The organism is Streptomyces sp. NPDC032091, from assembly GCF_055580265.1.
The window spans coordinates 18,485-30,276 of the sequence record NZ_JBVILR010000001.1; the positions used below are offsets into that span (position 1 = coordinate 18,485).

General features: G+C 72.4%; 7 protein-coding genes. 4 read left to right on the plus strand and 3 right to left on the minus strand.

What is annotated here, in order from left to right; all coding sequences use genetic code 11:
• Positions 1-62 precede the first annotated feature (62 nt).
• Positions 63-1,424: a tetratricopeptide repeat protein gene (locus ACZ5NJ_RS00090; protein WP_468761962.1), complete on the plus strand. Its 1,362-nt coding sequence runs from the start codon at positions 63-65 to the stop codon at positions 1,422-1,424.
• Positions 1,425-1,444: 20 nt separating this feature from the next.
• Positions 1,445-2,311 carry a glycosyltransferase family 2 protein gene (locus ACZ5NJ_RS00095; protein ID WP_468761964.1) on the plus strand — a complete coding sequence of 289 codons (867 nt, stop codon included), beginning with the start codon at positions 1,445-1,447 and terminating at the stop codon, positions 2,309-2,311.
• A gap of 743 nt (positions 2,312-3,054) precedes the next feature.
• Here ACZ5NJ_RS00095 and ACZ5NJ_RS00100 read toward each other — a convergent pair.
• Positions 3,055-4,677, minus strand: coding sequence for a PucR family transcriptional regulator (locus ACZ5NJ_RS00100; protein WP_468760978.1), 1,623 nt, complete (start codon positions 4,675-4,677; stop codon positions 3,055-3,057).
• Positions 4,678-4,894: 217 nt separating this feature from the next.
• On the opposite strand from ACZ5NJ_RS00100, the gene ACZ5NJ_RS00105 reads away from it, so the two are divergent.
• Both ACZ5NJ_RS00105 and ACZ5NJ_RS00110 read left to right on the plus strand, forming a co-directional pair.
• The gene (locus ACZ5NJ_RS00105) at positions 4,895-6,448 is read left to right on the plus strand and encodes an APC family permease (protein WP_468760980.1); all 1,554 of its coding nucleotides are present in this window, start codon (positions 4,895-4,897) and stop codon (positions 6,446-6,448) included.
• 12 nt (positions 6,449-6,460) lie between these two features.
• Positions 6,461-8,101 (plus strand): flavin monoamine oxidase family protein, encoded by a 1,641-nt coding sequence (locus ACZ5NJ_RS00110; protein ID WP_468760982.1) that lies wholly within the window; start codon positions 6,461-6,463, stop codon positions 8,099-8,101.
• Between the two features lie 7 nt (positions 8,102-8,108).
• Here the strand turns inward: ACZ5NJ_RS00110 and ACZ5NJ_RS00115 are convergent, their stop codons facing one another.
• Together ACZ5NJ_RS00115 and ACZ5NJ_RS00120 are read right to left on the minus strand one after the other, a co-directional pair.
• Positions 8,109-9,491: an FAD-binding oxidoreductase gene (locus ACZ5NJ_RS00115; RefSeq protein ID WP_468760984.1), complete on the minus strand. Its 1,383-nt coding sequence runs from the start codon at positions 9,489-9,491 to the stop codon at positions 8,109-8,111.
• A gap of 78 nt (positions 9,492-9,569) precedes the next feature.
• The gene (locus ACZ5NJ_RS00120; protein ID WP_468760986.1) at positions 9,570-11,399 is read right to left on the minus strand and encodes a glycoside hydrolase family 15 protein; all 1,830 of its coding nucleotides are present in this window, start codon (positions 11,397-11,399) and stop codon (positions 9,570-9,572) included.
• Positions 11,400-11,792 lie beyond the last annotated feature (393 nt).

Here is an 11,792-nt window from a genome sequence, read left to right on the forward strand (position 1 = left end):
AGTAGGGTGTGACGGGTAGGAACCCGTTCAACCTGTTCAAGATCGTTCGCGAGGGGGCGAAGTTGGCAGGTGACCGGACGCCGAACAGCGCGTTGGCGGGCGTCATCGCCGAAGCGGGAACCACGTACTACGCGCTGGCCAGGGAGATTCGCTCCGTCGCGGCCGAGGCCGGCCAACGGCTGAGTACCGGCCCGTCAGCCGTCGCCTACTGGGTCTCCGGCGGTACACCATCGGGGCAGACACCGCTCTACATCGCCGAAGCCCTGACCAGACGGACGAAACGGAAGGTGACTGTGGCCGAGATCGGTCTAGGCTCCGTTTCCGTCGGTGGGGCCTTGGAAGCCGATCCGCTGGCCGCCATCGCCGATCTCGGGAGATCCGTCATGCAACGTCGTCGTGACATCCTCGGCGCCGCGTTCACTGCCGCCGCTGTTGGCCTGCCCCTGGTCTACGACCACGAAGCAGTCGCCGAGACCTTCTGCGCCGCCGAGGGGAGCGGCACCGTCGGCCCCGGGGAGGTGGCGACAGTTCGGCAACTGACCGAGATGTTCCGCAGCGTGGACGAACGGATGGGCGGCGGCCACGGCCTGACGACCGTCACCGCCTACCTGACCGACACCGTCGCACCTATGCTGACCGCCCGGTTCCCCTCCAGCACGGTCCGCGCCGAGGCGTTCGGAGCGGCCGCCCAGCTCGCTTGTCTGGTCGGCTGGAAGCACCACGATCTCGGGCGTGAGGGCGCCGCCCAGCGGTACTACCAGCTGGGCTACCAACTTGCCTGCGAGGCGGATCCCAACGGACACGCCGCGTGGATGATGCGGGCGCTGACACACCAAGCCCTTGACCTGGGTCATCCGGCGTCGTGCCCCGAGCTCGCGGAGGCGGCGCTGGGCAGAGCGGCCGGGAAGGTGGACCGGCAGACCGAGGCCCTGCTGTTGGTGACGGCCGCCAGGGCGTACGGGGCGAGCGGGCAAGGCGGCAAGGCCGCCCGCGCGCTCTTGGCGGCCGAGGACGCGGTGACGGACGAAAGCGATCCGGTGCCGTCCTACGCCGCCGCCTCAGGTCCCGTCGCGGCCACCGTCGCCTCGCACATGGGCAAGACCTTGACCGCGTTGCAGGACCACTCGGCGGCCGAACGGCATTACCGCCGTGCCCTGGCGGCCCGCGCCCCCGGCACCTACCAGCTCAAACACGGGCTGACCATGGCCACTTTGGGGACTGCGGTGGCGGCCCAGCGCCGCCACGAGGAAGCCGTGGGCCTGTGGGCCCGATCACTGGACTTCATGGGTGGCGTGGTCTCGGACCGCAACAGGCAGGCCGTCAAGACGATCAAGTCAGTGGCGACCGGATACCGCAAGCGCGGCGTGGCCGGGGCGGCGGCCCTGGAGCAGCGCACCGCTGAACTGCTGAGAGGTGAGGCGTGAAGGGAACGGGCGACAGGGAGATGGCGCTGGGGGTCGTGGTGCTGACCATGGGCGACCGGATTGCCGAGCTGGAGGCCCTGCTCGCCTCGGTGGCAGCCCAGGAAGGCACCCCGCCCGCGGTCGTGGTCCTGGCCCAGGGCGTAGCACTACCCCCGCTGCCGGACGGCGTGGCCGGTGTGGAGCTGCCGGAAAACCTGGGGATCCCGGGCGGCCGCAACGCCGGCATCCAGTGGCTGCGCGACAACGGCGGCGTGGACGTCGCCGTGGTCCTGGACGACGACGGCCTGTTGCCCCACAAGGACACCTTCCGCCTGGTCCGGGAAGCCTTCACCGACAACCCCCGCCTCGGCGTCGCGGGCTTCAGGATCGCGGACGAGACCGGGGCGAGCCAGCGCCGCCACGTCCCCCGCTTGGGCGGCAAGAACCCCCTGCTCTCCGGGCCGGTGACGACATTCCTAGGAGGCGGCCACGCCATTCGCATGCGCGTGATCGACGAAGTCGGGGACTTCCCCGCCGAGTTCTTCTACGCCCATGAGGAAACGGACTTCGCCTGGCGTGCGCTGGACGCCGACTGGGACATCGACTACCGGGCAGACATGGTCCTGCAGCACCCGCGCACCGAGGCATCCCGGCACGCGGTCTACTACCGCAACACGGGCCGGAACCGCGTCTGGCTGGCCAAGCGGCACCTGCCCGCCGTTCTGGTCCCCGTCTACCTCACGACCTGGGCCGCCTACACGCTCGCCCAGCGACCGCCGCTGCCCGGCCTGACCGCCTGGTGGTCCGGCTTCTTCGAAGGGGTGAGGACCCCCTGCCCGCCCAGGCGGCCCATGCGGTGGCGAACGGTGTGGCGCATGACCCGCCTCGGCCGGCCCCCCGTGATCTGACGGACCACTGTGACGTATGGCTGGGTGCTCCGCAGGGGGGTCTGTTCGTCGTTTGGTACGGGTACCAGCCCCAGACAGCCGCCGGACGCCGAGACGAGTGGAGCGCGTAGCGATCTGCCGCGAACGGCGGCCCCGCCGGACGATCTCGTCGTCGTTCGGTGCAGGCAGCGGCCCAAGACGGGCGGCGGCCGCCGAGAAAAGGGCAGCGCGTAGCGATCTGGGGCGCTTGGAGTGCTCCGGAGGACGATCTCTTCGCTGTTTCGTACGGGTAGGCGCGCCCCCGGCTCGGGATCAGGATCTTGAGGGGGCCGGATGCCCGGTCTGCCGGGCCCCGACCGCCCGGCTCATCGCTGAGCCCGCCGCTCCTCCGACCATGACCGTGCCGTCCTTTTGGGGGTTTCCCGGCAGTCTTCGGCTTTTCGTGGCGGGGCGGGCTGTCAAGAGTCGCCGTAGGCGATCGCGAAGCGACGCGACGAAGGAGCGCCCTTGACAGGTCGTCACGACGCGGAAGGACGATGAGACTGACGGGAAACCCCCACCCCATCTCCGAGACCGTCCCGCCAGGACCCGGTCACCAGGGGTCCCGCCAGGCTGCTCACTGCTGCCCTGGCGGGCACTGGCTCACAACCCACCGCCCCGCAGACGGGGAGGCGGGTGGGCAAACACCGCTCGATCCCAACTCCTTGAGGGGGAGATAGCGGGCCCGGGCCACCACCCGCGTTCGGCAACAGCGACAGAACCCCTCACGACGGCGTGGTGTGTCTCCGGGCGCGGAGGGCCAGGCTCAGGGACAGGACCGTCTCCGGGTCGTCCAGGTCGGTCCCCAGGAGTTCCGCGATGCGGGCCAGGCGGTTGTACAGGGTCTGGCGGTTGAGGTGGAGTTCCCGGGCGGTCTCCGCCTTGCGGCCCGCGTGGGCCAGGTAGGTCTCCAGCGTCGGCAGCAGCGGCGGCCGGGACGTGGCGTCGTGGGTGCGCAGCGCGCCGATCGCCCGGTCCACGAACGCCGCCAGGTCGGGGTGTTCGCGCAGCCGCCACAGCAGCAGGTCGATGTCCAGCCGGCGGGCGTCGTACCAGGGCCGGGCCGGCAGGCCGTGGGCGGCGGTGGCCGTCTCCGCGGCGTGGCGCAGGCCCGCCGAGGCTGCCGACCAGCTGCCCGAGACGCCGACCACCACCACCGGCGGCGCCCCCGCCCGGTCGAGGCCGGCCCGCTCCACCCCGGTCCGCAGTGCGGCCGCGACCCGGTCGGCGACCCCCGACCGCTCCGACTCCGCCCGCAGCGACACCAGCAGCGGCACCCGTCCCTCCACCGGGCGGACGCCCAGCAGCACCGGGACCCCGACCGAGGACAGCTCCTCCTGCACCGCCCGGGCCAGCACCGACCAGTTCCCGGACGGGACCAGCTCCGAGGACAGCCGCATGACCAGGGGCAGCAGCGGCCCGGCCCCGGGCCGGAAGCCCAGCACCCGGGCCTGCGCCGGGGCGTCCTCCGCCGAGATCCGCCCCTCCGCCAGGTCCGTCAGGAAGTCGCCCCGGCCGCGCGCGGCCAGCTCCTCCTCCTGCCGGGCCTGCATCAGCACCACGGCCAGTACCCCCGCCGTCCGCTCGGCCGCCATCCGGTGGACCGGCAGCAGCGGCGCCGCGACCCCGACCAGCACGACCCGCGCCCGTACCGAGCCCGTACCGTGTCCGCCGCCCGGCACGTCGACGACCACCGCGTTCGCCGGGGGCTCGGCCGCCCGCTGGCCGCGCAGCCCCTCCCACACCTGGAGCGGGTCCGCGGCCGCCTCCCCGGCCACCGGGCCGGCGGCGTACAGCAGTTGGCCGTCCGGGGTCTCCAGGAAGACGGGGTTGGCGGTGAAGTCGGCCAGGATGCGCAGCACCTGCGGGATCCCGCCGCCGCCCAACAGGGCCTCCGTGCACCGCCGGTGGACCTCCTCGGCCCGCTGGAGGAGCGCGTAGTGGTGGTTGACGATCTCGGTGTGGATCTCCTCCGTCACGGTGACGAAGGGGACTTCCCGGTGCAGCTGGACCAGCGGCAGCCCGGCCGTCCGGGCGGTCTCCACCAGCGTCGCCGGGAGCCGGGTGAAGCGCGGGCCGAGTTCCACGACCAGCGCGGCGATGCCCCGGTCCGCGAGGCGGCGTACGAAGGCGCGCTGCTCGGCGGGGCGGGTGCCCAGCCCCAGCCCGGTGGTCAGCAGCAGTTCGCCGCCCTTGAGGAGCGACGCGATGTTCGGGACCTCACCCGCGTGCACCCAGCGGACGGTCCGCCCGAGACGGTCGGCGCAGGCCACCACCTCCGGCAGTCCGCTGCGCAGTCCCGGCAGTTCCAGTGCCCGCTGAACGGTGATCCCGCCCTGGTTGTCCATATCGCGGGACGCTACCGGCCGCCCCGCCGCGAGGACATCACCGGGTGGTCACGGAGCCCGGCATGTCCCCCCTGCACCCCTCATGTCCCCCGGTCGGGCCGACAACTCGTCGTTCCCGCACGGTGATTATCGGACCGCGTGCCGATTGTGGCGTAGGTCACCCGGGTGGAGAGTGGCGGCCTCGCGAACGGCCTCCCGACAGGAACGAGGACGACCCATGAGCAGAGCCGGAGCCACCCCCGCGCCCACCGACCGCACCTCCCCGGGAGCGGCGAGCGGCGCGCCTCCCGTCCAGCGCCTCAAGGCCAACTCCGTCGGCCTGGTCGGCGTGGTGTTCATGGCCGTCGCGACCGCCGCGCCGATCACCGCGATGACCGGCAACCTCCCCATCGCCGTCGGCTTCGGCAACGGCACCGGCGCGCCCGCCGGCTACCTCTTCGCCACCCTCGTCCTGACCGTCTTCTCCGTCGGCTACGTCGCGATGGCCAAGCGGATCACGGCCGCGGGCGCCTTCTACGGCTACATCTCGCACGGCCTCGGCCGGATCGCCGGCATGGCCTCCGGCATGCTCGCCGTCCTCGCCTACGTCGTCTTCGAGGCCTCCATCGTCGGCGTCTTCTCCTACTTCGCCAAGACCACCGTCCACGACCAGCTCGGCGTCGACCTGCCCTGGACCGTCTACGCGGCAGGCATGCTCGCCGTCACCGCCGTCCTCGCCCACTTCGACATCAACCTCACCGCCAAGGCCCTCGGGGTGATGCTCGTCGCGGAGATCGCCGTCCTCTTCGCGGTGGCCACCGCCGTCCTGGTGGCCGGTGGCGGCCCCGACGGGATCCCCGTCGAGCCGGTCAACCCGAAGAACGCCTTCACCGGCACCTCCGCCGGCCTCGGCCTCTTCTTCGCCTTCTGGTCCTGGGTCGGCTTCGAGTCCACCGCCATGTACGGGGAGGAGTCCCGCGACCCCAAGCGGGTCATCCCCCGGGCCACCCTCGTCTCCGTCGTCGGCGTCGGCCTCTTCTACATCTACGTCTCCTGGATGACCATCGCCGGCAACGGCCTGGCGAAGTCCGTCGAGCTGTCGGCCTCCGCCAGCCCCCTCGACCTGTTCTTCGCCCCCGCCCACCGGTTCATCGGGGCCTGGGCCGTCGACGCCTTCCAGTGGCTGCTGCTCACGGGCTCCTTCGCCTGCGGGATGGCCTTCCACCAGTGCGCCGCCCGCTACCTCTACGCCATCGGCCGTGAGGGCTTCCTGCACCCCGCCCTCGGCCGCACCCACGCCCGGCACGGTTCCCCCTACGTCTCCTCCGTCGTGCAGACCGTCATCGCCACCGCCCTCGTCGCCGGGTTCTGGCTCGGCGGGCAGGACCCGTACCTGCACCTGTACACCCTGCTCGCGATCCTCGGGACGATGGCCATCCTGATCGTGCAGACCCTGTGCTCCTTCGCGGTCATCGGCTACTTCCGCAAGAACCACCCCGAGGACCGGCACTGGTTCAAGACCTTCACCGCCCCGCTGCTCGGCGGGATTGGGATGACCGCCGTCGTGGTCCTGCTGGTGCTCAACATGCAGACCGCGGCCGGAGCCGCCGCCGACTCCCTCTTCTTCGAGCTGATCCCCTGGATCGTCGGCGCGGTCTTCTTCGGCGGCCTCGGCCTGGGCGTCTGGCTCAAGTACAAGGCCCCCGCACGCTACGAGGTCATCGGCCGGATCGTCCTGGAGGACGCCGCCGAGCGCACCGACGCACCCGCCCCGACCGCCGCGACCGTCTGAGGAGCCACCGCCATGGCCCGTACGCCGCTCATGCACGCCCTGCGCCGCCTCGCGGCCGACCACGCCGCCGCCCGCCGGCTCGGCCTGCCCGTCGCCGAGGTACGCGGCTCCACCCGACGCGAACTCCTCGGCCGGGCCGCCGCCCTCGGCCTCACCGCCGCCCTGGCCCCCTCCGCCCTCGCCCACGCCGCCACCGCGGAGACCGCCGCCCCCGCCCCCGCGAAGAGACCCGCCGGTCCCGCCCGCGTCGCCGTCGTCGGCGCCGGCATCTCCGGCCTCACCGCCGCCCTCACCCTCCAGGACGCCGGCATCCCCTGCACCCTCTACGAGGCCAACCCGGCCCGCGTCGGCGGCCGCATGTGGACCCAGCGCGACCACTGGGCGTACGGGCAGACCTCCGAGATCGGCGGCGAGCTCATCGACACCAGCCACAAGAAGATGCATGAGCTGTGCCGCCGCTTCGGCCTGCCCCTGGAGGACTTCCTCGGCGGCGGACCCAACGGCGCCGAGGAAGTCCTCTGGTTCAACGGCGCCTACTACCCCCGCACCCGGGCCGACGAGGACTTCAAGGCCGTCTACCAGGCCCTGCACCGCGACCTCCAGGACGCCGGCGAGGTCTCCTGGAACGCCTCGACCCCCGCCGGCACGGCCCTCGACGACATGACCCTGTACGAGTGGATCGAGACCCGCGTCCCCGGCGGACACGGCTCCCTCCTCGGGCGGTTCATCGACGTCGCCTACAACGTCGAGTACGGCGCCGACACCCAGACCCAGTCCGCCCTCGCCCTGGTCCTGCTGATGGGCTACCAGCCCAACCCCGGCAACTTCAACGTCTGGGGCCTGTCCAACGAGCGCTACCACGTCATCGGCGGCAACGACCGGCTCCCGAACGCCATCGCCGCCGCACTGAACCCGGGCACGCTGGTCATGGGCCGCTCACTGGTCGCCGTACGCGCCAACGCCGACGGCACCCAGACGCTCACCTTCGACGACTCCGGCGCCGTGCGCACCGCCACCGCCGACCACACGGTCCTCTGCCTCCCCCTGCCGATCCTCCAGCGCCTCGACACCTCGCAGGCGGGATTCGACCCCCTGATGCGCAACCTGCTGCGCGACGCCCGGATGGGCTACTGCACCAAACTCAACATGCAGTTCACCGCCCGGCCCTGGCGCGGCACCGGCCCCTGGCCCGGAGTCTCCGCCGGCGACTGCTTCACCGACTCCGCCGTCCAGCAGACCTGGGACACCACCAAGGTCCAGCCCGGCTCCGGCGGCATCCTGCTCCAGTACGGCGGCGGCTCCCTGGCCGGCGCCCTCACCCCGGGCAGCCCCTTCGCCACCGAGTCCGACCCCTACGTCCGCGACCTGGCCGGCCGGGTCCTGACCGGCGTCGACGCCTTCTTCCCCGGCACGAAGGCCGTCTGGACGGGCCGCGCCCAGCTCTCCGCCTGGCACCGCAACCCCTACTCCCTGGGCGCCTACTCGTACTGGCCCACCGGCTACCTGCACCGCTACGCCAAGTACGAGGGCACCGCGCAGGGCAACGTCCACATCGGCGGCGAGCACTGCAGCTACGACTTCCAGGGCTTCATGGAGGGCGGCGCCAACGAGGGCGAGCGCGCGGCCCGCGAGGTGATCGCCGCCCTCACCTGAGCGGGGCTCACACCGGCGGGATGTTGTGGTTGAAGCGGAAGACGTTGTCCGGGTCGTACTCCCGCTTCAGCCGCGCCAGCCGCCGCATGTTGTCGGCGCCCAGGCCGGCCACCACCCGGTCCGCGCCCTCGTCCCCCGTGAAGTTCAGGTACACCGCGCCGGTGGACCACGGCCGGACGTCGGCGCGGACGTCCCTGACCCACTGGACCACCCGCTCGTCGTCGGCGGGGTCCTCCCACATCCCGAACGGGTGCACCGCCCACGGCGCGTCCCGGTACGGCACCGGGTAGTCCTCCTTCGCCGCGGCGATCGCCCCGCCCTGCGGCCACACCACGTGCTGGGTGCCGCTCGGCACCGGCATGGAGGCCGCCCGGGCGCAGAACACGTCCACGAACGCGTCCGGTGCCCCGGTCAGGTACTCCGCCGACCAGTGGTTCCGCAGCCCCGGCGGATCGTCGAGCATGCACTGCAGCTCGGCGTACGGGATGGCCGTGACGACCTCCGCCTCGTGCGGGATCGCCAGCAGGGGGCCGGCCAGCCGGCGCAGCTCCTCCTCGGGCCCGGCGTACGTCACCAGCGCCCCGGCCAGCAGCAGGCCGACCAGGTGCGGCGGGACGAACGGGGCGGGCGGCCCGGTCAGGTAGAGGGCGCCGCCGCCGGCCTCGTCGGGACCGGACTCGATGACGTCCCGGTACGTGCGGACCACCTCGGGCCCGCGCTCCGGCAGGTAGAAGACCATCGCGATGGACAGCTCCGGCAGCTCGTGCAGCCGCAGCGTCAGCGAGGTGGCGATGCCGAAGTTCCCGCCGCCGCCGTGCAACCCCCAGAACAGCTCCGAGTGGTCCTCGGCCGTGACGTTCAGCAGCTCGCCCTGGGAGGTCACCAGCTCCACGCCCAGCAGGTTGTCCACCGCCAGGCCGAACTTCCGGTCCAGCCAGCCCGTGCCGCCGCCGAGGACGAAGCCGCCGACGCCGGTGGTGGAGGCCCGGCCGCCCGTCGTGGCCAGCGCGTACGGCTCGCAGGCCCGGTCCAGGTGGCTCATCGTGGCCCCGCCCGCGACCCGTACGGCCTTCGCCGCCGGATGGACGGCGACCTCGTGCATCCGGCGCAGGTCCACGACCACACCGCCGTCGTTCAGGGACATCCCGGCCACACTGTGCCCGCCGCCGCGCACGGCCACCGGCAGGTCCAGGTCCCGGGCGAAGCGCACCGCCGTGACCACGTCCGCCGCGCTCTCGCACTGGGCGATCACCGCGGGCCTGCGGTCGATCATCGCGTTGAAGACCGTCCGGGCCTCGTCGTACCCGGGGTCGTCGGGGGCGAAGACCCCGCCGGCCAGGTCCTCGCGGAGCGCGGCAAGCGCCGTGGCCGCCTTCGAGAGGGGTGCCATCGCTACCCCCCCTTTCCCCAGAAGGGCATGGGACCCCTCCAGGTTAGGCGGGCGTGCCGGGCGCCGCGCGCCGTGCCGTCAGCCCCCGTACGCGCCGCTCGCCGTCAGCCGCAGCGCGGTGTCGATCAGCGGAACGTGGCTGAAGGCCTGCGGGAAGTTCCCGACCTGGCGCTGGAGCTTGGGGTCCCACTCCTCCGCCAGCAGCCCCAGGTCGTTGCGGAGCGACAGCAGCTTCTCGAAGAGGCGGCGGGCCTCGTCGACCCGGCCGATCATCGCCAGGTCGTCGGCCATCCAGAAGGAGCAGGCCAGGAAGGCGCCCTCGTCCCCCTCCAGGCCGTCGACGCCGGCCTCCTCGCCGGCCGTCGGGTAGCGCAGGATGAACCCGTCCGGGGTCGACAGCTCGCGCTGGATCGCCTCGATGGTGCCGATGACCCGCTTGTCGTCGGGGGGCAGGAAGCCCATCTGCGGGATCAGCAGCAGCGAGGCGTCCAGTTCCTGCGAGCCGTAGGACTGGGTGAAGGTGTTGCGCTCCGGGTCGTAGCCCTTCTCGCACACGTCCGTGTGGATCCGGTCGCGCAGCTCGCGCCAGCGCTCCAGCGGGCCGTCCGCGTCCCCGCTCTCGATCAGCTTGATCGTGCGGTCCACGGCCACCCACGCCATCACCTTCGAGTGCACGAAGTGCCGGCGCGGGCCGCGCACCTCCCAGATGCCCTCGTCCGGCTCGTTCCAGTGGGTCTCCAGGTAGCGGATCAGTTTGAGCTGGAGCACCGAGGCGTAGTCGTTGCGGGCCAGGCCGGTCATGTGGCCCAGGTGCAGGGCCTCGGTGACCTCCCCGTACACGTCGAGCTGGAGCTGGTGGGCGGCGCCGTTGCCGACGCGGACGGGGGTCGAGTTCTCGTAGCCGGGCAGCCAGTCGAGCTCCGTCTCGCCGAGCTCCCGCTCCCCGGCGATCCCGTACATGATCTGGAGGTTCTCCGGGTCGCCGGCGACCGCGCGCAGCAGCCAGTCCCGCCAGGCGGCGGCCTCGCCGCGGTAGCCGGTGCGCAGGAGCGAGGAGAGGGTGATGGCGGCGTCGCGCAGCCAGGTGTAGCGGTAGTCCCAGTTGCGGACCCCGCCGATCTCCTCCGGCAGGGAGGTGGTCGGCGCGGCGACGATGCCGCCCGTGGGGGCGTACGTGAGGGCCTTGAGGGTGATCAGGGAGCGGATCACCGCCTCCCGGTAGGGCCCGTGGTACGTGCACAGGTCGACCCACTCGCGCCAGAACTCGGCCGTGGCCTCCAGCGCCGCCTCGGCCTCCGGGGCCTGCGGGGCCCCCAGGTGGGAGGGCTGCCAGCTGATGGCGAAGGCCACCCGGTCGCCCGGGGCGACGGTGAAGTCGGAGTAGGTCGTCAGGTTCTTGCCGTAGGTGTCCGCGTCGGCGTCGAGCCACACGGAGTCGGGGCCCGCGACGGCCACCGTGCGCCCGTCCACCTTGTGGACCCAGGGCACGACCCGCCCGTAGCTGAAGCGCATCCGCAGCGCCGAGCGCATCGGGACGCGGCCGCTGACGCCCTCGACGATGCGGATCAGCTGCGGGGCGTGCCCCTCGCGGGGCGGCATGAAGTCGATGACGCGGACGGTCCCGCGCGGGGTGTCCCACTCCGACTCCAGCACCAGCGAGTCGCCCCGGTAGCGCCGGCGGGCCGCCCGCGGCGGCTCCGTCCCCGGCGGGAACGACGGGCCGATCCGCCAGAACCCGTGTTCATCGGTGCCCAGAAGGCTCGCGAAGACGGCATGGGAGTCGAAGCGGGGCAGGCACAGCCAGTCCACGGCTCCGTCCCGGCAGACCAGCGCCGCGGTCTGCATGTCCCCGATGAGTGCGTAATCCTCGATGCGCCCGGACACGTTGCTCTCCAGTCGAACGGCCACGTCCGCCCCGTAGGGCGCTTGCATTGCGCTGTCGCGCGGTCTCCTGTGCGCAGGGATCCCCGCGTCGAGTCCTACATTGCCGGAACCGGCGTTGTTACGCCGTTCGCCGGACTGCTCGGCGGCGATGTGCAGCGGTATCCGAGCACGGTATGAGCGCACCCTAGTGATCTCCTTAAGTATGGGGACAATGTCACTCGGCCGAACGGGTGACCTGGACGGACGCCGAGGGAGGACGGCCCCGCGCGGCCGGCGGCCGGGCCGCCGCGCAGCGCGCCCGGAGGCGGACACTCCCGGGCGCTGATAGGCTGGTACCCCGTGGACCGGTGGTCTGCCTGTGCGAATCAGGAGCCCCGAAACCGCAGCTTCGGCACCCCCGGAAACGGGAGAAGTCGC

Excerpts from the sequence above, each read along its gene's own strand:
- ACZ5NJ_RS00105 (WP_468760980.1), top strand. The coding sequence starts at position 4,895 with ATGAGCAGAGCCGGAGCCACCCCCGCGCCCACCGACCGCACCTCCCCG.
- ACZ5NJ_RS00110 (WP_468760982.1), top strand. The coding sequence starts at position 6,461 with ATGGCCCGTACGCCGCTCATGCACGCCCTGCGCCGCCTCGCGGCCGAC.
- ACZ5NJ_RS00115 (WP_468760984.1), bottom strand. The coding sequence starts at position 9,491 with ATGGCACCCCTCTCGAAGGCGGCCACGGCGCTTGCCGCGCTCCGCGAG.
- ACZ5NJ_RS00095 (WP_468761964.1), top strand. The coding sequence starts at position 1,445 with ATGGCGCTGGGGGTCGTGGTGCTGACCATGGGCGACCGGATTGCCGAG.
- ACZ5NJ_RS00100 (WP_468760978.1), bottom strand. The coding sequence starts at position 4,677 with ATGGACAACCAGGGCGGGATCACCGTTCAGCGGGCACTGGAACTGCCG.